Source organism: Pigmentiphaga litoralis, from assembly GCF_014651835.1.
Lineage (GTDB): Bacteria > Pseudomonadota > Gammaproteobacteria > Burkholderiales > Burkholderiaceae_B > Pigmentiphaga > Pigmentiphaga litoralis.
The window spans coordinates 305032-328375 of sequence record NZ_BMXQ01000002.1; the positions used below are offsets into that span (position 1 = coordinate 305032).

14 protein-coding genes are annotated in these 23344 nt (G+C 66.8%); 7 read left to right on the forward strand and 7 right to left on the reverse strand.

The features are described 5' to 3' along the window. Nucleotides 1-24: 24 nt before the first annotated feature. Nucleotides 25-867: a rhomboid family intramembrane serine protease gene (locus tag IE116_RS19905; RefSeq protein ID WP_189615000.1), complete on the reverse strand. Its 843-nt coding sequence runs from the start codon at nucleotides 865-867 to the stop codon at nucleotides 25-27. Nucleotides 868-1023: 156 nt separating this feature from the next. Then, the gene (locus tag IE116_RS19910; protein WP_189615001.1) at nucleotides 1024-1950 is read right to left on the reverse strand and encodes a helix-turn-helix domain-containing protein; all 927 of its coding nucleotides are present in this window, start codon (nucleotides 1948-1950) and stop codon (nucleotides 1024-1026) included. A 117-nt stretch (nucleotides 1951-2067) separates the two neighbouring features. On the opposite strand from IE116_RS19910, the gene pobA reads away from it, so the two are divergent. After that, nucleotides 2068-3243 (forward strand): 4-hydroxybenzoate 3-monooxygenase, encoded by a 1176-nt coding sequence (pobA, locus tag IE116_RS19915; RefSeq protein WP_189615002.1) that lies wholly within the window; start codon nucleotides 2068-2070, stop codon nucleotides 3241-3243. 140 nt (nucleotides 3244-3383) lie between these two features. Beyond that, nucleotides 3384-4775, forward strand: coding sequence for a carbohydrate porin (locus IE116_RS19920; protein ID WP_189615003.1), 1392 nt, complete (start codon nucleotides 3384-3386; stop codon nucleotides 4773-4775). 72 nt (nucleotides 4776-4847) lie between these two features. Here the strand turns inward: IE116_RS19920 and IE116_RS19925 are convergent, their stop codons facing one another. The 3 genes from IE116_RS19925 to IE116_RS19935 all read right to left on the reverse strand — a co-directional run bounded on the left by IE116_RS19925 (nucleotide 4848) and on the right by IE116_RS19935 (nucleotide 8768). Next, entirely contained in the window at nucleotides 4848-5825 is a 978-nt protein-coding gene (locus IE116_RS19925) for a Bug family tripartite tricarboxylate transporter substrate binding protein (protein ID WP_373303089.1), read from the reverse strand. A gap of 97 nt (nucleotides 5826-5922) precedes the next feature. Beyond that, nucleotides 5923-7764, reverse strand: coding sequence for an amidohydrolase (locus IE116_RS19930; RefSeq protein ID WP_189615004.1), 1842 nt, complete (start codon nucleotides 7762-7764; stop codon nucleotides 5923-5925). After that, nucleotides 7761-8768: an alpha/beta hydrolase gene (locus tag IE116_RS19935; protein ID WP_189615005.1), complete on the reverse strand. Its 1008-nt coding sequence runs from the start codon at nucleotides 8766-8768 to the stop codon at nucleotides 7761-7763. The genes IE116_RS19930 and IE116_RS19935 overlap by 4 nt, the downstream gene beginning before the upstream one ends. Before the next feature lie 105 nt (nucleotides 8769-8873). Between IE116_RS19935 and IE116_RS19940 the strand changes: the two genes are divergently transcribed. Next, nucleotides 8874-9779 carry a LysR family transcriptional regulator gene (locus IE116_RS19940; RefSeq protein WP_189615006.1) on the forward strand — a complete coding sequence of 302 codons (906 nt, stop codon included), beginning with the start codon at nucleotides 8874-8876 and terminating at the stop codon, nucleotides 9777-9779. A 71-nt stretch (nucleotides 9780-9850) separates the two neighbouring features. On the opposite strand, the gene IE116_RS19945 is transcribed toward IE116_RS19940, so the two are convergent. Both IE116_RS19945 and IE116_RS19950 read right to left on the reverse strand, forming a co-directional pair. Further along, complete coding sequence (locus IE116_RS19945) at nucleotides 9851-10498, reverse strand: HAD hydrolase-like protein (protein ID WP_189615007.1); 648 nt, start codon at nucleotides 10496-10498, stop codon at nucleotides 9851-9853. Between the two features lie 93 nt (nucleotides 10499-10591). Then, nucleotides 10592-11590, reverse strand: a complete 999-nt coding sequence (locus tag IE116_RS19950) for a Bug family tripartite tricarboxylate transporter substrate binding protein (RefSeq protein WP_189615008.1) — start codon at nucleotides 11588-11590, stop codon at nucleotides 10592-10594. Nucleotides 11591-12165: 575 nt separating this feature from the next. On the opposite strand from IE116_RS19950, the gene IE116_RS19955 reads away from it, so the two are divergent. The 4 genes from IE116_RS19955 to IE116_RS19970 all read left to right on the forward strand — a co-directional run bounded on the left by IE116_RS19955 (nucleotide 12166) and on the right by IE116_RS19970 (nucleotide 23338). After that, a complete protein-coding gene (locus IE116_RS19955; protein ID WP_189615009.1) occupies nucleotides 12166-17526 on the forward strand; it encodes an ESPR-type extended signal peptide-containing protein in 5361 nt (1786 codons plus the stop codon). Nucleotides 17527-17573: 47 nt separating this feature from the next. Beyond that, the gene (locus tag IE116_RS19960; protein WP_189615010.1) at nucleotides 17574-18461 is read left to right on the forward strand and encodes an OmpA family protein; all 888 of its coding nucleotides are present in this window, start codon (nucleotides 17574-17576) and stop codon (nucleotides 18459-18461) included. A gap of 639 nt (nucleotides 18462-19100) precedes the next feature. Continuing rightward, a complete protein-coding gene (locus IE116_RS19965) occupies nucleotides 19101-19448 on the forward strand; it encodes a protein tyrosine phosphatase family protein (RefSeq protein WP_189615011.1) in 348 nt (115 codons plus the stop codon). An 11-nt stretch (nucleotides 19449-19459) separates the two neighbouring features. Further along, entirely contained in the window at nucleotides 19460-23338 is a 3879-nt protein-coding gene (locus IE116_RS19970; RefSeq protein WP_189615012.1) for a DUF748 domain-containing protein, read from the forward strand. The last annotated feature ends 6 nt before the right edge of the window (nucleotides 23339-23344 follow it).

Sequence of the window (23344 nt, forward strand, 5' to 3'; positions counted from 1 at the left end):
ACGTTCCGCCTGGCGCCGTCCTGCCTACCGCCGTCCGCTGGCCGGCGCGGCGTCGTCGTCGCGGCCGGGGTTGACCTTGGTGTTGTCCATGCTTTCCTGATCCAGTTCTTCGCGGATCTCCATCAGGTCGGCACGCGCTTCGTTCACGTCAAGAATGCGCTGCGTGCCCCATGCCGCCGCCATCAGCACCAGCAGCCACGCGGCGATACGCACGGGGCGGGGCGTGTTGCGCACGGCGCCCAGCACCAGCCCGACCACCGCGCCCGCAAGCAGGCCGCCAATGTGGCAGGCGTTGTCGGTGCCATTGGTCTGCCAGCCATACACGACGTTGATGCCGACCAGCACGGCCAGTTCCACGGCGCTGAAGGGCAGGGCGAGCGGTTCGCGGCTGGCATTCTTCAACAGCTTGAGCATGATGGCCGCGGCGGCCAGGCCCATGACGGCGCCCGAGGCCCCGGCGCTGACCACCAGGTAGATGGTGGGCGTGGCATTGCTCAGGTCGGCGGCGGCTTGCGGGCGTGCGTTCCACAGGGCGCTGACCAGACTGCCGCCCAGGCCGGACAGGAAGTACACCAGCAGGTAGTTCAACTTGCCGAAGTTGCGCTCGGCGATCGACCCCAGGAACAGCAGGCTGATCATGTTCAGGGCCAGGTGCAGCACGCCGATGTGCAGGAACATGCTGGCCAGCAGGCGCCAGCTTTCGCCGGTCAGGGTCAGGGCGGCAATGTTGGCGCCCCAGCGCCCCAGGTCGTCGAGTTCCGGGTTGGTAGGGCTGATGCCCGTGGCGATCTGATACAGGAAGAGGCCCAGGTTGACCAGGATGAGCACCCCGGTGATCGGGGCAATGCGGCGCAGGAAGGTCGGCATGTCGATGGGTGTGTGGAGCGGGTCCGGCAGTCTAGGGGGCCCTATTGTCGCCCGGTCGAGCGAAACCGGGGCGCGACAGGCGGGCCATGATGCCATGAGTTGCCCGGACCGCCCTGTCAGGTCGGCCGGATGGGCGAGACAAGGGCGCGTGCGCCATCAGGCCGGATCGGCCGCGGCGCGGGCCGCAATGCCCCGGTCCTGGGCCAGGCGCTCGCGCGCCAGCACACGGAAGTCGGTAGGGGAATACTGCGTCTGGCGCGTGAAGAAACGCGAGAAATACCCGGGATCGGAAAAGCCCAGGGCAATTGCGATCTCTTTGATGCTGAGCGATGAATAGGCCAGGTCGCGCTTGGCTTCCATGACCAGGCGGTTGTGGACCACCTCGAGCGCGGACTGGCCCAGCGCGTCGCGGCACACGCGGTTCAGTTGCGTTGGCGTGATGCCCAGGTGCTCGGCGTAGTAGCCGATGTCGCGTTGCTCGCGAAAACACTGATTCAGCATGGCCTTGAAGCTTTGCACGTGCTGCATGGCGCGTGACGGCCGCACGCCCAATTCCTGCGCGGTCCGCACGCCGACTTCACGGGCCAGCATGACCAGCACCAGGCGCAGCAGGGTTTCCAGTGCCACCAGCCGCCAGGGTCCGGGCGTGTCGAACTCTTCCAGCAGGTGCTCCAGCGACCGGGCGGCTGGCGATGGCTGTCCCATAGGCCAATGCAGCACCTGCGCACTGCCAAAGCAGGCCACGAGTTCTGGCGTGGGCGCCAGCAGGTGTTCCATGTGCTGTGTCACCACCGTCACGACCGACCCGTCGACATTGCTGGAAAAACGAAAGCCATGCGCAAAGAAGGCCGGCACCACCAGCATGCACGGCCCGTTCACGTGGAACTCCCGGGCATCGAAATGGATGTCGGCGGACCCGCTGCGGATGTACAGAATTTGCATGAAGAGTTCATGCCGATGCGGCTTGATCTCCCAGTCGTAGTGGCGGCTGCGCATGGGGATCGACTCGCAGTGAAGGCTGTCGGGGACCAGCGACTGTGTATGTTCGCCGTACAGCGCATAGGTGGGCACGGTGCTGGTCATGGCGAAGGCCGGTTGCGGACGATGTTCGGATTATCCATCCGAATGTCGGCAAAATCTATTCTCGCGGCCGTGCTCGGCTATTAAGATCGCCGAAATAACGAATCCAGGAGACAGGCCATGCGCGTCCAAGTAGCCATCATCGGATCCGGCCCTGCCGGATTGTTCCTCGGACAGATCCTGTCCCGGGCTGGCATCCACACCGTGATCATCGAACAGCGCAGCAAGGACTACGTGCTGGGCCGCATCCGGGCCGGGGTGCTGGAACAGGGCACGGTCGACTTGCTGAACGAGATCGGCGTCAACCAGCGGATGAATGCCGAAGGCATGTACCACGACGGCATCGAGCTCTGTTTCAATGGCGCGCGGCACCGCATCGACCTGAAGGCGCTGAGCGGCGGCAAGCGCGTGATGGTGTACGGCCAGACCGAGGTCACCCACGACCTGATGGACGCGCGCGAAGCCGCCGGCTACGAGACGGTGTACGAGGCGCAGAACGTCAGCGTGCACGACTTTGATACCGATCATCCCAAGGTCCGCTACCTGAAAGACGGCGTGTCGCATGAAGTCGAATGCGACGTGATCGCTGGCTGCGATGGGTTCCACGGCGTATGCCGCGCCAGCGTGCCGCAGGACGCCGTGCAGACCTATGAGCGCGTATACCCGTTCGGCTGGCTGGGCATCCTGTCAGACACGCCGCCTGTGTCGGACGAGCTGATCTACTCCAACCACGAACGCGGCTTTGCCCTGTGCAGCATGCGGTCGGCCACACGCAGCCGCTATTACGTGCAGTGTTCGCTGGACGACAAGGTCGAACAGTGGTCGGACGAGGCCTTCTGGAACGAACTGCGTTTGCGCCTGGACGATGAAGCGGCCGAACGCCTGGTGACCGGGCCGTCGATTGAAAAGAGCATTGCCCCGCTGCGCAGTTTCGTGGCCGAGCCGATGCGTTTTGGCCGGCTGTTCCTGGCGGGGGATGCCGCCCACATCGTGCCGCCCACGGGCGCCAAGGGTCTGAACCTGGCCGTGGCCGACGTGCGCTATCTGTCGCAGGCCTTGCTGCAGTTCTTTGACGGCGATGCGAACGGCATCGACACCTATTCGCAAAAGTGCCTGCAGCGCGTCTGGAAGGCCGAACGTTTCTCGTGGTGGATGACGTCGTTGATGCACAAGTTTCCCGAAAACGGCGCCTTCGGCCACAAGATCCAGCAGGCCGAGCTGGCCTATCTGATCGGGTCGGAAGCGGCCGCGACGTCATTGGCGGAGAACTACGTGGGTTTGCCGTTCGAAGCGTGACGCCTTTGAGCAACGCCGGCCCGCCCTAAAGCAGCGACAATCGACACCGTTGGCCGATCGCCACATGCGGGTGTGTGCGGTCATGCCCTTGTCACTGCTTGAACGCACCCTGTCGCTTTGCCGGCACTGGCGGAACCACCATGAAAAGAACATTCGAACGCCGTGCCGTCGCGGCCGTCTTTGCACTCTGCTGCGCCGCGCCGGTCTGGGCGCAACAAGGCGGTGCGCCCACGGGCCTGGCCAATGCCGCGGCCGATAGCGCGGGCGCCGCCGACCCGGGCTTGATTCCCGAAGACGAACCGTATGCCTTTCACGGCCAGTCGACCTATGTGTGGCAGCGCAAGCCCTCGTTCGCGTCGCCGTATGAAGGCGAGAACAGCCTGCAAGGCAAGAAGGCCAAAAGCTATTCGTTTACCGCCACCGTCGACCTGGGCCTGCGCCTGTGGGAAGGGGCGGAGTTCCATGTGAATGGCGAAGGTGCGCGTGGCCAGGCCTTTTCGGGCCTGCATGGCCTGGGCGGCCTGACCAATGGCGAGCTGGCCAAGACGGCCGGCGCCGACATGGTCTATTACCGCGCGCGTACCTTCTTGCGGCAGACCTGGGGTCTTGGCGGTGGACGCGAAGCCGTCGAAGGCGACATGAACCAGCTGGCCGGCGGGCAGGACAAGCGCCGCATGGTGCTGACCGTGGGCACGGTGTCCATGCTCGATATTTTCGACTCGCTGGAATCGGCGCACGACCCGCGCACGCAGTTCCTGAACTGGTCGTTCCTGACGCATGGCAGCTTCGACTACGCCGCCGACTCGCGCGGCTACACCAGTGGCGCCGCGCTGGAATACATCGACGACGGCTGGGCCGTGCGCGCGGGCCGCTTCATGATGCCCAAGGAATCCAACGGCCTGCCGCTGGATACCCGGCTGGGCAAACATTACGGCGACCAGATCGAATTCGAAAAGCAGTACCAGGCCTGGAACCGGCCCGGCACGGCCCGCATCATCGGCTTTCGCAACAAGACGCGCATGGCGGATTTTGGCGAAGCCATCGCGGCCGGCCGTGCCGCGGGTGCCGCCCCCGAACTGGACACCGTGCGCCGCGAACATGCCAAGGTGGGCGTGGGCGTCAGCTTTGATCAGTCGATCACCGACGACGTGAATGCCTTCATGCGGGCCAGCTGGTCGGATGGAAAGACAGAGACCTATGCATTTACCGAGATCGATCGCGCCCTGTCGGCAGGCGTGGTCGTCAAGGGCACGCAGTGGTCACGGCCTTACGACACCGTGGGCGCGGCCGTGGCCGTCAATGCACTGAGCCGCACGCATCGCGGCTATCTGGCCGCGGGCGGCATTGGTCCCTTCCTGGGTGACGGCGCGTTGAACTACGGCGTCGAGCAGATTGCCGAAACCTACTACAGCTTCCGGCCCTTCAAGTATTTCTGGCTGACGGGCGACGTGCAATACATCCGCAACCCGGGCTATAACCGGGATCGCGGTCCGGCCAAGGTGTTTTCGGTGCGGCTGCACACGCAGTTCTGAAGCCGCATCAGGCGCCCGGCCGGGGTCGGTCGGCGCCGCTCTCCGACGTTTATCGGCCGCAGTGGGTTGCGGTCATTCCGGCTGGATCTGCGCCCGGTCGATCACCTGTTTCCACGCCACGGCTTCCTTTGCGATCTGTGCGCCAAATTCGGTGGGCGAGTTGCCCACCGCAGTCACGCCAATGTCGGCGTACTGCTTGCGCACGGCCGGGTCCGACAACGCCGCCTTGATGGCCGCAGACATCTTGTCGATGATGGCCGGATCGGTGCCCGCCGGCGCCGCCATGCCCCACCAATTGCCGGTCAGCAGGTCCGGCAGGCCTTGCTCGCGCGTGGTCGGCACATCGGGCAGGATGGCCAGCCGCTGATCGCTCGCCACCGCCAGCGCCTTCAACTTGCCGCCCGCCACGTTGCCCGCCACCGAACTGAACGCCGTGATGTACAGCTGGATCTCGCTGCCCAGCAGCCCCGCCACGGCGGGTGGCGAACCGCGATAGGGCACGTGCGTCAGTTGCACCTTGGCCAGCTGGCTATACAGCTCGCCGGCCAGGTGCGGGGGCGTGCCATTGCCGGGCGATCCGTAGTTGAGTTTGGACGGACTTTGCCGCGCCATCTCGGTGAAATCCTTGAGCGTGCTCACGGGCAGCGTGCTGTTGACGATCATGACCGACGGCGCATTGCTCAGCAGCGCCACCGGCATCAGGTCCTTGAGCGGATCGAAGCGCATGTTCCGGAACAGGAACTGGTTCGTGACGAAGTTGTTGGTCGCGCCCAGCAGGAAGGTATAGCCATCGGGCTGCGCACGCACGACCTCGTCGGCGCCGATGTTGCCCGACGCGCCGCTTTTGTTGTCGATCAAAAAACGAACGCCAAACTGCTTTTCCAGCTGCGGCTGGATGAAGCGGAAGGTGATGTCGCCGGTGTTGCCGGGCGCGTACGGCACCACGATACGGATCGGGCGGGACGGCCAGGGTTCGGCGGCGAAAGCGGGGGCCGTCAACGCGCCGGCTGTGGCGAACGTGGCCGCGGCGGTCAACAGGTTGGCGAACACGGTTGCAGCGATCGACGCGGTCGCCGCATTTCCGGTGCGCAACGGGGGCATGCATGATGCGCCGGGTGCGGCAGATGTGGCAGATGCGGCAGATGAGTCAGTCATGCGTGAACTCCTGAGGTGGGTCGGCTGCGTGCAGGCGGCCGTCGATGATGAGGTGATCTGCCCGCAGGCCGGCAAGGGCTTCCGGCGCGCAGGTGAGCGGGTTGTCATTCAGGATGACCAGGTCGGCCAGCTTGCCGGGCGTGATGCTGCCGCGCGTGGACTCCTCATGCGTGAGCCACGCGCCACCCATCGTGGCAATCGTCAACGCTTCGGCCCGGCTGATGGCTTGATCCGGTGCGACTGGGTTGCCGTTTCTTGATTGCCGTAGCACGGCATGGCTGATCGGCCCGAACAGCGACACCGGCAGGTTGTCGCTGCCGAAGGCGACGGGCACGCCGGCGTCCAGCAGACGGCGCAGCGGCACGATGTCGTTGACCGGGTTGTCGGGGTGGTGGATACCGGCGCCGTCATCAGCCGAACTCATTGCCCTGCGTTTGTCGACCCACCCATCGCCATCCTTGTAGATGTGCCGATTGGTATGCGTGGTGATGACCAGGCCCAGATCGTGGACTGTCGCAACCATCTCCCGTGTCAGCACGGGTTGATGGCCGAGCACCCATCGCAGGTCATCGATAGCGTGCACACCATGCGCGGCCTGAAACAGCGGCAGCAAGGTGGGCCAGATGCCGCAGACACGAATGCCTTCGCGCGCCGCTTCGATCAACAGCGGTTGCAGCACGGCTTCGGGCAAGGCCGCGCCTGCCTGGAATCCTGCCCAGCCCGTGCACGGGTGATTGGACGCACGCAGCGTGTTGTTCAGGGGGTCGGCGTCGATCTCGGCATACAGGCCTTGCAGTCGTACCCACGGGTGATCGGCATGACGGCGGCGCAGCCAGCTGCGCCAGTCGCGAAGCAGCTCGATGGCGGTGTCCGCGCCGCTGCGACTCGCGTGGCCGTTGCCTGCCATGCCCGGCCCGCTTGCTGCACCCGCTTCGCTTCCTGCACTGGCTTCGATACCCCATCGCGGGCTGAAGGTCAGTGTCGCGCGCACCGTCGCGGCGCCCTGGTTCGCCGCGTCGCGATAGGCCGCAATGACCTCACCCGCCACGCCATGCCCTTCGAACACCGCCGTGGTGCCGACGGCGTTGTAGGCGCGCATGGCGCTGCGCAGGCCACTTGCGCGCTGCGCCGCGCTGAAGCCGGGCGCAACCCGCATCAGGCTGTGTTCGACAATCGGCACCAGGGTCGATTCGCTGAACGTACCATCGGGTTCGCCGCTGGCGTCGCGGCCCAGGGTGATGTCCGGGCTGGGCGGCACGGTGTGCCGGTCGATGCCGGCCAGGCGCAGCGCCAGGGTGTTCGCGATCGACACCAGCGGCGCGCGGTTGCGCCAATAGCCCCAGATCGGGCGGATATAGACCGGGTGATCGGGACTGACGCGGTCCAGGTCGTGTCGGGTCGGATAGCGGCCTTCGCGCAGGCCGGCGGCGGGGTCGGGATACTCGGGCGGCTCGCCGATCGGTTGCGTGACAATCCAGGTGCCCGGCGGGGTGCGGCGCACGTCGTGGGCGATGCGATCCAGGATGTCGTCGATGCACCGTGCGCCCTGCAAGGACGGCAGGTGTCGGCGCAAGCCTTCGCGGTCAAGGTGGGCATGGCCATCGGTCATGCCCGGGATGACGGTGCGGCCCGCCAGGTCCACGCGTTGGGTAGCGGGGGTGGCCAGTGCCGCCATATCTTCGTCGCGGCCGATGGCCAGGATGCGATTGCCGTGGATCGCGACGGCCTGGGCCACAGTACCCGTGCCAGTACCGCCGCCGTCGCAGGCGATGACCGTGCCGCCGTGCAGCAGCAGGGTCGCATGGTCGGGCCGCGGCGCCGGCTTGGTCGTCATGGCTGGCGGTTCCTGTCGTCGCCGCTGCTGTCTGCGTCGCCGCTGCTGTCTGCGTCGCCGCTGCGGCTGCCAGGCCCGCCACCGTCGTCGCCGCCACTACCCGCGCTCCGCGTCAGCAAGGCCAGGGTGTCGCGGAACAGCTTGCTGCCTGGATCCGCCAGATCCAGGATCACATCGAAATGATGCCGGTCCGGCACGACATCGAAATCCGCCAGCATGTCGAAGTCACGCAGGCGGTCGGCCATGGCGCGGGCCTGTCGGCGGAATTCATCGGTGTCGCGTTCGGCCACGGCCACCACCACCGGGACACGCACCGTGGGTTCTGCATGGGCCAGCGAGTAGCTGCGGACATGCGCCGCATCGAGGTTCAGGCGTGTGTTGCGATACGACAGCCGCACGGGTTCCAGATCGCTCAGTCCACTGACCATCAGGGCGCCATGGAAGGGTGGGGTGGTCAACCCTTCGGCGGTCCAGTCGTGCGTCAGCGCCTGGCTGACCAGATGCGTCCCCGAGGAATGTCCGGCCAGAACGATACGTTGCGGGTCGCCGCCCTGCTCGGCAATGTGCGCGTGCACCCAGGCAATGCCGCGCCGCACGCTGGCCACCATGTCGGCAAACGCCACGTCCGACGCGTCCGGGAAACCCAGGGCGACCCACATGCACCCATGATCGGCAAACGCCTGCGCACCGAAGGCGCTGTCTTCCTTTTCCTGCGTCAGCCACGCGCCACCGTGCACGAACAGCAGCACCGGCAGCAGGCCTGGCTGCAGTCCTTGCAACGCCGCGTCGCCCGACTTGGCGGGGCGAGGTGGCCCGTAGATGTCCAGGCGTTCCAGCGGATGCGGCCCCCAGGCAATATCGCGCGCGCCGGGCAGGCCCGCCGCCGCGGCGGACAGCGCCGTACCCTGCGCAAGCGTGTCGCGAAAGCCCGGACAGGCCAGCTGATTGTTGTACTGGGCGTCGAGCGCTTCCTGGGTATATCGATCGAAAACGAAGGCGGACACAGCGGGTGGCTCCTGATGCAGACCCCCAATCTACCAGCCGGCGCTGATTGAAAAAATTGAAATGTTCATATAGATTCATTCGATTCTTCAATACCGCAGGCCACCATGTCGATCACGCTGCGTCAGCTCGAAGCCTTCGTGGCCGTCTGCAATGAGGGCAGCTTCAGCAAGGCCGCGCAGCGCATTCACATCTCGCAATCGGGGTTGAGCATCCTGGTGCGCGACCTGGAACAGAACCTGGACAGCCGCCTGTTCGACCGCAGCACGCGGCAGGTCACATTGACCGACGCAGGCCGCGAGTTCCGGGCGCCGGCTGCGCGCTTGCTGGCCGATCTGTCGAGCGCGGTCGGCAATGTCCGAGGCCTGGCGACACGTCAGCACGGCCACGTCACGGTGGCTGCGCCGCCCCTGCTGCTGGCACGGCTGCTGATCCCGGTGGCCGCGGATTTCCGGCGGCAATACCCCGACATTTCCATCACGCTGCTGGATATTCCGTCCGAGGCCATCCTGCCGCGGATCGCCAGTGCCGAGGTCGACATCGGCGTGGGCGCGTTTACCGATGACGATCACGACTGCGTGATCGAACCGCTGCTGGAAGGGCCGCTGGTGGTGCTGATGCCGCGCGATCATCCGTGCGCGCACAAGCGCACGGTCAAATGGGAAGCGCTGGCCACCTACCCGCTGGTGACACAGACACCCGAAAACAAATTCCGCGCCTTCCTTGACCGCACCTTCGCGCAGCTGGGCCTGACCCCCACGATCGCGATCGAAGTGGCGCAGCTGGCAACGGTCATCAGCCTGGTCGAAGCCGACTTTGGCATCGCGCTGTTGCCGCCCTATACCGCGCTGTTTCCGGCGGGTCGCAAGACGGTCGTGCGGCCGGTCAGTGCACCGGTCATCCCGACGCAGATCGTGCTGGCGCGCGACCGCTTCCGTTCGCCGTCGGCCGCGTCGCTTGCCTTCATGGAAGTGACCCGCCGCGCGGTAGCGCGCTGGCAGGCGCGGGTCTAGGTTGACTGCAAGGACCCGGATGCGCGACAGACAGGTCGCCACCAAGCCGGGATGCGCGGCAATGTGCGCCGTCAGGCCGCCGACTGGCTGTCCGGCAGCAGTGCCGACGCGATCGTGGCAGGCGTCTCGAACATGCAGGTGGGGCCCGATGTTTCCAGCGCCGCGGGCGTGGCGTAGCCCCAGGCGACCGCGCCAAAGTCGATCAACTCGGATCGCGCGGCTTCGCGGTCTCGCGTTTCGTCGCCAATGTAGATGGCCCGATTGGCCGGAATGCCACTGTGCAGCAGCACCCGCCGCAGATGCGTGCGTTTGCCGAGCAAGGCCGCGCCGCATTCGTAGTGGCGGATCAGGGCGGACAACTCCGGTCCGAGTACCTGCCGTACGTTTTCCTGCGAATTGGAACTGACCACGGCCAGCACGATGCCGCTGTCCGCCAACTGGCGCAGCAGCGGCCCGATGCCGTCGAACAGGCGGATCGTCTGGATGTTGTCAGTCATGAGCCGCTTGTAGTGGTTGCCGACCTGCGGCAGTTTCCACAGGGGCAGGTCCACTTGCCGCAGCAGCGTCTTGATGTCATAGCCACGCACCTTGTCGAGATGCGCGGTGTCGATCGGACGAAAGCCATGGTGCGCCGCCAGGCGGTTCACCACGCTCACAAAGAAATCGAAGGAGTCGGCAAGCGTGCCGTCGAAGTCGAAGATCGCAAGGGAATACGTCATCGGCGGGGCATCCTGGCGTGGGCAGCGCTGCGCTGCAACATTTCCATTATCCCCGACTCCCGGCGATGCCTGATGACGCAGGCCCGGACGGCCTCATTCCACCTGGATGTTCGCCTTCGTGATCGTCGACTGCCAGACCGCGGCTTCACGTGCGTTCTGCGCGGCGAATTCCGCGGGCGTGTTGCCGACACCGCTCAGGCCCAACTCGTTGAACTTCGCCACGATCTCGGGCGAAGCGACCGACGCTTTAACGGCCGCCGCGATCTTTTCCAGGATCGCCGGATCAGTGCCGACGGGGGCGGCCAGGCCCCACCAGTTGCCGGTGCGCAGTTCGGGCAGGCCTTGTTCCGCGGTGGTGGGCACGTTGGGCAGCGCGGCCAGGCGCTGCGTGTCGGCCACGGCCAGGGCCTTGAGCTTGCCCGCCGCCAGATGGCCGGCGACCGTGCTGATGCCGGCGCTGGCAAAAAAGATCTGGACGTCGTTGGCCAGCAGCGCCTGCACCGCGGGGGGCGCGCCCCGGAAGGGCACGTGGACCATCTCGCTCTGGGTCATCTGCGCATACAGCACGCCGGTCAGGTGCGGCGGCGTGCCATTGCCGGGCGTGCCGAAGTTGAGCTTGCCGGGATTCGCCTTCGCGTATGCCGTCAGTTCACTGAGCGAATTCACCGGCAGCGAGGTGTTCACCACAACCACCGACGGCGCCAGGTTGACCTTGGTGATGGCCACCAGGTCTTTCAGCGGGTCATAGCGCAGCCCCTTCGTCAGGTACTGGTTCATGACGAAGTTGTTGGTCGCGCCCAGCAGCAGGGTGTAGCCATCGGGCGCCGCGCGCGCCACGTCTTCGGCGCCGATGTTGCCAGATGCCCCGCTCTTGTTGTCGATGTAGAAGCGCGCGCCCAGGCGCTTTTCCAGGTCGGCCTGGATCAGGCGAAAGGTCACGTCGCCCGCGTTGCCGGGCGCATAGGGCACGACAAGGCGGATGTTCCGGCTGGGCCAGGCGTCGGCGGCATGCGCGGCATGGGTGGTCAGCAGGGCAGCGCCACAGACAAGGGCGAGGACGGCGCGGCGCGCTGGCGAAGAGAGAAGGTGCATGACAGGTCTCGAGAGGCAGAAGGGATCTGGAATGTCTCGTGGATGGCCGGTTCACTAGCGCACACAACCGGCTCGACTCAACGCAGGGCACACAGATAGCAGGTACCTGACCGCAATCTATCAGTGGCCGACCCATATGCGTTATCGAAAAATTCATATGGATCCATATGAAAAGCCAATGCGTCAACGAGGCCGGATAGTCGCAAGGTTGCGATGACGTTACGTAACGTCGTATCGGCTGATACGTAACGTCCCGCCCGAAACAAGGGTAATCCCGGGCCCGGATTGGCTCCCTGCACGCACCGGCCATCCGGCGTCCAGAGCGCGCCAGCTCAACCATAAACGCAATGATTTCAATGACTTGCGCAGCGGTGGCAAGACCTGATCCCTTCGTTGATCGATGCCTTGTGTCCTTGTGTCACCCGATGGCACACCTTTTGCAAAAGTAGAGCCCACAAGCCATCGGCTCGCATGACCGGCGTTTTTGCAGCGCACGTGCGGCAGATGGATTCACAGGATCGTGGCTGCCGAACCGCGCGTGCGGACCGGCCGATGGGTTTCTCGGGGGATTGAAAGTGAACAAGATCTATCGCACCGTTTGGAGTGACACCCTGCGTACGTGGGTTGCCGTGGCTGAAAACGCACGGGCCAGGGGCAAGAGCGGCGGTGCGCGGGTGGGCGCAAGCGCCGCCGTGTTGCTGGGTGCCTCGCTGGTCGCTGCCCCGTCGTTCGCTGCGGGCATGCACGACACGCCGGACCTGTTGAACGGCCGGCTGACCGCGGCGCCGCTGGTCGGCAGCATGACCGCCGCGCTGAACCAGGTGAGCCAGGCGACTCAGGTCGGCCAGACCGTGCAGGCCCTCAGCGCCGCGCCTGCCGTCCTTCAGTCCGCCACCGTATCCGCCATGAACGGCGTGGTCCCCGTGTTGAACTCCCCGTTGATGGATACGCCGATGGCCTCGCCATCGATGTCGCAGGTCCCTGCGGTCGTTACCACCGTGACGGCGCCGCTGACCGGGGGATCGTCGGGCCTGCCCGCCTTGCAGAACGTCGCGCAGACGCTCAAAGCCCCCGTAGCCGCCGTGACCACACCCCTGGCAAGCGCCTCGGCCACCGCTGTTCCCGTGGTCGTTGCCAAGGTTGCCCAGCCTGTCCGCACTGCCGTGACCACGACGGCGGCGCGCACTGCACCGATCGCGCAAACGGCGCAGACCGCGCAGACGGCCGTGGCCGCCGTGACCGGTCCCATCGTGGGTGGCGCCGCCGCGCCGGTCGTGTCCGAGCCCCTGGCGACGCTCAGCACCGCCGTGCCCAAGCTGCTGTCCACCGTCGTCACGCAAAGTGGCGGCGGGTCGGACCCCGCCTCGGGCCTGCCCACCCTGGTCAACGCCGCGATCGCGCCCGTGTCGCGAGTCGTGAATCCGAGCAGCAGCGGCACGCCGTCCATCAGCCTGGTCACCGATACGCTGGACACCGTCGTGGCGCCGGTTGCCACCCTGGTGCCGCCGCTGGCTGGCACACCCAGCTCGCCGCTGACTCCCGTTACCGACGCGCTGGCGCCCGTGACGTCGGCCCTGATTCCGGTCACGGCGCCTGTCGCCACGGCCACCGCGCCGGTGCTGGATGCCGTGACCGGCGCGCTGGAGCCCGTCACGACGGCGCTTGCCCCGGTCACCACGCCGCTGGCCCCCATCACCAACGGCGTCGGCGTGATCGCCGCGCCAGTCACCAATGCACTGGGTGGCATCACCACGCCGCTGGCCGGCCTGCCCATCGTCGGCAACATCGTGTCGCCCATGATCGCGCCCACGCCGGTCGTGTCGGGCTCGATCGCCCCGTCGCTGAACCCCGCGCCCCCGTCGGGCCTGGTCATCGGCACCGCTGGCGTGACCGGCGGCGTCGGCCAGGGCCTGGCCCCGCTGACACTGGCCGCGTTCGGCCAGCAGGAAACCTTTCTGCGTTCGGGCGCGCTTGCCGTCAACCGCGAAAACATCAATGCGCGCTTCAGCGTCGTCAACGTGCTGGGCCTGCCGGTCCTGGACCTGGCCCCCGTCACGGGCACCCTGGCGGGCACAACGGGCGGCAGCCTGCCGCAGCAAAACCTGACCCTGCTCGGCGGCGTCACGTCAGGCAACTACATCACCAACATCAATTCCGGACTGACCTACAACAACGGCCTGCTGCTGCCCGGCACCACGCCACCGTCGTACGTACAAGGCAACAACTGCCTGAACGTGCTCGGCATTGCCGGCGCGACTTGCTGGGACGTGCCCGCCGCGCAGAACAACCAGGTCCTGATCGGTGATGGCGCGTCGGCCAACGGGTCGCAGGAAGTCGTGATCGGCACCAACGCACGCCACCTGCTGCCAAACGAAAACGCCAACGACATCTTTACCGACCCCAACATGCTCGGCGTGCCCAACACCAATTACGCGGCACGCAAGGGCCATTCGGTGGTGATCGGCGACAACACGCTCGGCACCGCGAACGGCCAGACCATCATCGGCGCCGAAGCCACGTCCAACGTGGCCGGCGGCGTCGCCATCGGCTTCCAGTCCGTGGCGGACCGGGTGGGTACCGGGGTCGAAGCCTACAGCGGACTGGCCGTGCCCGTGCAAGGCGTGGTGTCGGTCGGCAGCGCAGGCGCCGAACGCCAGATCACCAACGTGGCGGGCGGCACCGTCGACACCGACGCCGTCAACCTGCGTCAGTTGCGCGCACTGGAAACGCAGGTCACCGCTGGCGATGCCAATGCGATCCGATACGACGACGTGACCAAGGGCACGGCCACGCTGGCGGGCGTGGGCGGCACCACCTTGACCAACCTGAAGGCCGGCGCCGTCACGGCGACCAGCACCGATGCGGTGAATGGCTCGCAGCTGAATGCAACCAACACGGCCGTGACCAACCTCGACAACGCGGTCACGACGATCAACAACGCGGGCACGCGCTACTTCCGTGCGAATTCGACGCTGGCCGCGTCGGATGCGAGCGGTATCGATGCCGTCGCCGCAGGCGGCAATGCCGTGGCATCGGCCGCCAACGCCCTGGCCCTGGGCACGGGCGCGAACGCCTCGCTGGCCAACAGCGTTGCCTTGGGTGCGGGCGCGACCACCACGACCGGCGCGCAGGCGGGCTACACGGGCTTTGCCCTGACCGCGCCGCAAACGTCGGCCGGTGAAGTCTCGGTGGGTTCGGCAGGCGCCGAACGCAAGCTGACCAATGTGGCCGCGGGCAGCCTGGACACGGATGCTACGAACGTTGCGCAGTTGCGCGCGGTGAGCTCGCAGATCGGCGACCTGGATGGCCTGGCCGTGAAGTATGACGACGCGACCAAGGGCCAGCTGACGCTGAACCCGGGCGGCACGTCCACCCGCGTGACCAACGTCGCGGCCGGTGCACTGACGCCGACCAGCACCGACGCGGTCAATGGCGCGCAATTGAACGCCACCAACCAGAACGTGACCACCGTCACCAATACGGTCACGACCCTGGGGGACACCGTCAACACGATCGACCTGCAGGGCACGCGCTTCTTCCGCGCCAATTCGACCCTGGCCGGTGCGTCAGCGACGGGCATCGACAGCGTGGCCGCGGGCGGCGCATCGGCCGCCTCGGCCACCAACTCGGTCGCCCTTGGCACGGGCGCCAACGCCACCCAGGCGAACAGCGTGGCGCTGGGTGCCGGTTCTGGCACCACCGTCGGCGCACAGACCAACTACGCCGGCTTTGCCCTGGCCACGCCGCAAAGCTCGGCCGGTGAAGTGTCGGTCGGCGCAGCCGGCGCCGAACGCAAGCTGACCAATGTGGCCGCGGGCAGCGCCGATACCGATGGCACCAACGTCGCACAATTGCGTGCGGTGAGCTCGCAACTGGGCGACCTTGATGCATTGGCCGTGAAGTATGACGATCCCGGCAGGAGCCAGCTGACGCTGAACGCAGGCGGCGCATCCACCCGCGTCAGCAACGTGGCGGCCGGCGCATTGACCGCCACCAGTACCGACGCGGTCAATGGCGCGCAATTGAACGTCACCAACCAGAACGTGACCACGGTCACCAATACGGTCACGACCCTGGGCGACACGATCAACACGATCGACCTGCAAGGCACCCGTTACTTCCGTGCCAACACCGCCCTGGCCGGTGCGGCCGCCACCGGCGCCGACAGCGTGGCGGCAGGCGGTGCTGCCACGGCATCGGTCGCGAACTCGGTCGCGCTGGGCACGAACGCCAATGCCACGCAGGCCAATAGCGTTGCGCTGGGCGCAGGCTCCACCACATCGGTGGGTGCACAGACCGGCTACACGGCGGTGGCCCTGGCCACGCCGCAGAACTCGGCCGGTGAAGTGTCGATCGGTTCGGCAGGCGCCGAACGCAAGCTGACCAACGTGGCCGCCGGCAGCATCGATACCGATGCCGCCAACATTGCGCAGTTGCGCGCCGTGGGCTCGCAGGTCACGCAGCTCGATCAACTGGCCGTCAAATACGATGATGCGACCAAGACCGTGCTGACGCTCAATGCGGGTGGTGGATCGACCCGCATCGCCAACCTGTCTCGCGGCGCGGAAACGGCAGACAGCACCGATGCCGTGAACGGCTCGCAGCTGTGGGGGTGGACGCAGGACACCAGCAACATCCTTAGCAACACCAGCCTGTACAACAGCATCCAGAACATCAACACCGGCAGCGGTTCGCCTTACTTCCGCGCGAATTCGACCCTGGCCGGTGCGCAGGCCACCGGCATCGACAGCACGGCAGCCGGTCCGCAAGCCGTTGCGGCGGGCGCAAACAGCGTCGCCACCGGCAAGGCAGCCAACGCCGCGGCCGATAACGCGGTGGCGACTGGCAATGCCGCGGCCGCCACGGGCACGGCCGCCGTAGCGGTGGGCTCCGACGCCACCGCAAGCGGCGCGCAATCGACTGCGGTGGGGGCCGATGCCAAGGCCACGGCCAGCAACAGCGTGGCGCTGGGCAGCGGTTCGGTGGCGGACCGATCCAACAGCGTGTCGGTTGGCGCCGTGGGGGCCGAGCGCCAGATCACCAACGTGGCAGACGGCGTGGCCGATACCGATGCGGCCAATCTGCGCCAGGTCAAGGCGATCTCGGGCGACGTCACCAATGTGATCGCAGGCAAGGACGGCATGTTCCAGGTCGAGAACTCGCTGGCACGGGCCAAGCCCGCAGCGACGGGCGTGGACTCGGTGTCTGGCGGTGCCGGCGCGCTGTCGGCCGGAGCACAGGCCACGGCACTGGGCAACGCGGCCAACGCGTCGGGCAGCAATGCCACGGCCGTCGGCAACGGCGCGGTGGCATCGGGCACCAACACCGCGTCGCTGGGGCAGGGCGCCGTCGCATCGGGTGCGAACGCCTCGTCGTTCGGCCAGGCCGCGGTGGCCTCGGGCGCCAATGCCGTTGCGGTGGGCAACAACGCGCAAGCGCAAGCCTCGGGCAGCATGGCGCTGGGCAATGGGACGCAAGTGGCCTCGGCCGCGACCAACAGCGTGGCGATCGGCACGTCGTCAGTGGCCAATCGTGACAACTCGGTGTCGGTGGGCGGCGGCGCGACCGGGGATCGCCAGATCACCAACGTGCGGGCCGGCACCCAGGGCACCGACGCGGTCAACGTGCAGCAATTGCGCGATGCAACCTCGGGGTTTGGCGACGACCTGAACAACCTGCGCGGCGACCTGCGCAAGTACGAACGCAATTCGTATGCGGGTGCCGCGTCGGCAATGGCCGTGGCGGGCTTGCCATCGGCCTACCAGCCCGGCAAGAGCATGGCATCTGCGGCGGTCAGCAACTACCTTGGCCAGTCCGCGGTGGCGATCGGCGTGTCGACGATTACCGACAACGGCCGCTGGGTCTACAAGTTCGCGGGCAACGTGAACTCGCAGGGCAAGCTCGGTGCGGTGGTCGGCGCCGGGTACCAATTCTGATGCGTCACCCCACCCTGAACCGGCACCCGCCATCCTCGGAGATTTCCATGTCCCACTCACGCAAGGGCGCACTGGTTGCGGCATCCCTGCTGACGCTGCTGGTGCTGAACGGCTGCGCGACGTTCAAGGGCAGCGCGGCGTCTCGCCCCGTCGTCGCGAATGCCGATGCCGGCGCCTCGCAGTTTCCGGACAAGGCCAGCGCGACCCTGAAGGAGGGCACCTTCGCCAATATCGAAAACCTGCGCAAGATGATCCCCGGCCTGACCAAGGCGCAGGTGTACGACCTCGTCGGTGCGCCGCACTTCAGCGAAGGCGTCTTCAACGTGCGGCAGTGGGACTACATCTTCAACTTCCGCACGGGCAAGGGAAACGACTACCTGGTCTGCCAATACCAGATCAAGTACGGCGAGAACATGCGCACCGTGACCGGCGCGTGGGACAAACGTGAATGCGCCGACATGGTGTTCCCGCGCCCGGTGGTCGCACCCGCGCCAGCGCCTTCGCCGGCACCGGTGGTGGCGCCCGTCGCACCGCCCCCACCGGCGCCGCGCCGCGTGACGTTGGCCGCCGATGCGCTGTTCGACTTCGGCAAGTCCGACATCGACAGCATCTCTTCGGCGGGGCGCCGCCGGCTCGATGAGCTCAGCCGCGACATCCGCGCTGTCGATGTGGAAAGGGTGCACGTGATCGGACATGCCGACCGCATCGGCGACGCTGTGATCAACGACACCCTGTCGCGTGAGCGGGCCGCCACGGTGGTGAGCTACCTGGTCCGTGCCGGCGTGCCGGGCAACGTGGTCACGTCGGAGGGCCGGGGCTCGCGGGACCCGGTCGTCCAGTGCACGGACAGCAATCGCACCGCATTGATCGCGTGCCTGGCGCCCAATCGGCGGGTCGAACTCGACATCCGGGGCAAGGCCGAGGCACGTCGCTGACAGGTTTCAGTCGCTAACAGATTTCAAAAAGGGTGGCCCGGATCGGGGCAACGCCGCAGCACACCGCAAACGGGCAACGCGGGACGGCAAGGCGGAAAGGCAACGCAAGAAGGCAATGCCATAGGGCAACGCAGGATCGCAAGGCAGGAAGGCAACGCAGGGCGGCAACGCACGAGCGCAACGCATCGTGGCAACGCAGGGCAGGCAACGCAGGGCAGGCAACGCAGGGCAGGCAACGCATCGATGGCGACATCGACCGCAACGCACCCGCGCAACGCTCCGCCGCAACGCCACGAGGCAACGCACCGGCGCAGCGCAATCGCTGCAACGCATCCGGCAACGCCATCCGGCAACGCAGTTCTGCAAGGCCTGGCGGCAACGCAATCTTGCAACGCCATCTCACAGCGCAGTCCGGCAACGCATCGGCGGCAACGCACGGATCCGGAAGCAGTCAAGCAGGTAACGAGAAAGGACCGCCAACCGGAGCCATCCGCTGGAGGGTGAAGGGGAGCTCAGGCTCCCCTCTTTTTTTGGGTGGCCGATGCGGCCTGGCGGGCGGGATCGGCGCGCGGCGGTTTGGCGGCGGCGCGCGGCCGGGGTAGCATGGTTGACTCACCCTTCCCAGCTCAGGAATCCGTCATGTCCGCACCTTCGTTCACCCCGCTTTCCGACAACTTTGCCGTGGCGCCGCAACTTGCCCCCGAAGACATGGCCGCGCTGGCGGCAGCCGGCTTCAAGAGCGTGATCAACAACCGTCCCGACTTTGAAGGCGGCGCCGATCAGCCCGCCGCCGACACCATCGGCGAAGCCGCCCGCGCCGCCGGCCTGAACTACGTCCACCAGCCCGTCAACGGCGCCAACCTCCAGGCCGGCGACGTCGCCACCTTCGCGCAGCAACTCGAGACGCTGCCGGGCCCGATCCTGGCCTTCTGCCGCAGCGGCGCGCGCAGCACCCGTCTGTATCAGCTCGCCCTCGCACAGCGCTGAGCAACGTGGTCGTGCGCGCTCGGCTCGGCAACCTGCCCGTCTGGGCCAGGCGGTCCCTCAAGATCGGCGGTGGCGTGGTGGCCGGCTGGCTGCTGCTCTCGGGCCTGGCCGCGTGGCGCGTGCCCATCCTGGTGCAGGATCTTGCCGCGTCGCAGTCCGCCGCCATCCTTGGCCGACCCGCGCGCATCGACACCGTCACGTTCAACCCCTTCACGCTGGTGCTGCGCGCGCGCGGCGTGCATGTCTTTGAGCCCGATGGCACCACGCCGCTGCTGACCGTGGCAGGCCTGGATGTGGATGCGTCGATCACGTCGGTGTTCCGGCTTGCGCCCGTGCTCGATCGCATCACCGTGACCGAACCGCGGCTGGCCCTGGTGCGCGAGGATACGCGGCGCTTCAACATCAGCGACATCCTTGAACGCCTTGCCGCGCGGCCCGCCGGTGACGGCGGCACCCCCCGGTTTTCATTGAACAACGTGTCCTTGCAGGGCGGGGACATCACCCTGCAAGACAAGGTGACCGGCCGCACGCACACCGTGCAGTCGCTCGACATCGGCCTGCCCTTCCTGTCGACCTTGCCCTATGCGGTGGAGATCGACGTGCTGCCGCGACTGACCGCCGTCATCAACGGCAGTCCGCTGGACCTGGGCGGCCGCGCGCGGCCGTTCGATGCGTCCCGCACGTCGTCGCTCGACTTCCATCTGGACGGCCTGGCGCTCGACGCGTTTGCCGACGCGTGGCCCTTGCCCTATCCGGTGGCCCTGCGCAAAGGCACGCTGGATGCGCAGCTGCAAATGGTGTTCGATGCCCCGCCCGATGTCGCGCCCACGTTCCGTATCAGCGGTGATGTGGCCTTGAACGATGTCGACATCCGCAGCACGCCTGACGACGCGGCGTTGATGCAGGTGAAGACGCTGGCCGTGAAGGACATGGCGGTCGAGCCGTTGGCCAGGCGCGTGACGATAGGGCGGGTAGAGGTCGTGGACCCGCAGGTCAATGTGACGCGGAACGCGGCGGGGGAAGTCAATGTGGTGCGCGTAGCGACGCCGCAGCCGGGGGCGAAGGCGCCTGCGACGACGACGGCAACATCTTCGGCGCCTGTTCCGGAGCCTGTTGCCACATCTGCTGCCGCACCGGCTGCCACAGCGGCTGCCACAGCGGCTGCAACCCCTTCTGTGCCTGCTGCTTCAGCCGGCGCTACGGCAACGGCGAAGCCCCTGCCGGCCGCAGCGGATGCGCCGGCGGCAACCGCTGTTGCGCCGACCGCACCTCGCGCGCCAACTGCTGCGCCTGCTGCCTGGCAAGTTGCCGTCAAGGAAGTCGACCTGACCGGCGGCAACGTCCGCTGGCAGGACGCCAAAGACAACTTTGGCACGTCGCTCTCCGGGATCGCCTTGAAGGTGAGCGCGCTCAATTTTCCTGACCCGTCGAACGCGCCCGCAACGTTGTCGCTCAACGCCAGGGTTGCCGACGCGGGAGCCGTGAAGGTGACTGGCCCCATTCGCCTCCAGCCATTGAGCGCGGACCTGGACGCCTCCTTGACCGGCTTGGCCTTGCCAGCCCTAGCGCCGCTCTGGAAACCGTACGTTGCGCTCGCCATCGATCGTGGAACGCTGGACGTCAAGGCCAAAGTCCGTGCCTCACAGGCTTCCAGCGGCATGCAGGTGGCCTGGAACGACGGCGCCGTCAGCATCAAACAACTGCGCGCCGCTCCCCTGGCCAACCCCGAATCGCAGCTGCAATTCGATCAACTGGCCCTGCAAGGCCTGGAAGGCGACCTGCAAGCGCGCCGCGCGCACCTGGGCGCCATCACCCTGAGCGCGCTCAATCTTGCCGCGCAACGCGATCGCAGCGGAGCGATATCCTGGGCATCGTTGACGAATACAACGGTTGCGGTCGCAACTGATGCATCCACCCGTCAGCCGACAACCGCAGCGGATCCAAAGCCAGGGAAGGGCCGCGCGTCGAAAACGAACGCCGCTGCACCAGCAACCCCCGCCGCGCCCTGGACCGTCTCCGCTACCAGCGTCGCCGTCACCGACTCCGCTGTCCGCTTCACCGACGAATCCGTCACGCCGCGCGTCAACGCCCGCCTGGACGACCTGCGCCTGACCACCGGCAAGCTTGCCTGGCCCGCCACCGCCCCGATAGCCTTCACCCTGTCGAGCGGCCTGCAGCGCGGCGGCAAGCTCGAAGCTTCCGGCAAGGTCACGCCATCGCCGCTGGCCGTCAATGCCGATCTGACTGCCACGCGCCTGAACCTGACGGCGTTTGCTCCTTACATTGCCGAGCGTATCAACGCCACCGTCGCCAGCCTGGTCGTCGGCGCCAAGGGGCGGCTGGACTTTACCGCCGCGGCGGGCCGCGCACCCCAATCGGTGGCCTGGAAAGGGTCGGCCGACGTCAACGACCTGACGTTGCTCGACAAGGCGAACCGCGCCGACTTCCTGCGCTGGCGCCGCCTGGGGTTCAAACAGCTCGACGTCAAACAGCAGGGCGACGTGTTGACGGCCGACCTGGGCGACATCGCGCTGCAGGACTTCTTTGCCCGCGTCATCCTGCGTGAAAGCGGCCGGCTCAACCTGCGCGAACTGCTGGTCACGCCCGGTGAAGAAGGCAATGCGTCGATCACCCAGGCCGCCAGCGAACGCGGCGGCAACGGCAAGGCCCAGGCCACGGTGGACACCGCGCCGGACACGGGCAAACGCACCATTCGCGTCGGCGGCCTGCAACTGAGCCGCGGCAACATCAACTTCACCGACAACTTCGTCAAGCCCAACTACACGGCCAACCTGACGGACATCGAAGGCGGCATCACCGCGCTGGCCACCGACCGCCCCGAGCCCGCCAACGTCACCCTGAAAGGCCGCGTCGATGGCAACGCGCCCGTCGACATCCGCGGCAAGGTGCAACCCTTTGGCGAGCAGCTCTACACCGACATCACGGCCAGCGCCAAGGGCGTGGACCTGCCCGGCCTGACACCGTATGCCGCCAAGTACGCGGGCTACCCGATCGAACGCGGCAAGCTGTCGATGGACGTCCACTACCTGATCGAGGACGGCAAACTGACCGCCAGCAACAAGGTGCTGCTGGATCAGCTGACCTTTGGCGATCGCGTGGATGGACCGAGCGTGCTCAATCTGCCGGTGCGGCTGGCCGTGTCGCTGCTTAAGAACAGCCGCGGTGAAATCAACCTGGATCTGCCCGTGGCGGGCTCGCTGGACGATCCGCAGTTCTCGATTGGCTCCGTGGTCTTCCGCGCGCTTGGCAATCTGATCGTGCGCGCTGTTACGTCGCCGTTCTCGCTGATCGCATCGGCGTTCGGTGGCAGCGGCAGCCAGGAATTGTCGTATGTGGAATTCGAACCGGGCCGCGCGGCGTTGAGCAGCACCGCGCGCAGCAAGATCGACACCTTGGTCAAGGCATTGAAAGACCGCCCCGCGCTCAAGCTCGACATCAGCGGCCGTGCCGACCCCGCCGTGGACACGGACGCGCTGCGCACCGTGGGCGTCGAACAGATGATGCTGGATCAGAAGCGGCGCGTGGTGACTCGCCGCAACGACGTCGACCCCGCCACGATCACGCTGCAGCCGGGGGACGAGTCCACCTATCTGGAAGCTGCCTACAAAGCCGCCCGGTTCGACAAGCCGCGCAACGCGATCGGCCTGACCAAGTCGCTGCCTGATGACGAGATGCAGTCCCTGCTGGCAGCCCAGGTGGAAGTCGGCGCGCCGCAACTGCGCGAACTGGCCGTGCGCCGCGCGCAGTCCGTCATGGCGGTGCTGCGCGAGGCCGGCCTGAGCGAACGCGCCTTTATCATCACGCCGCACACCGACGCCAACGGCGTCAAGGACGGCAAGACCACGCGGGTGGACTTTTCGTTGAAGTAATCAACG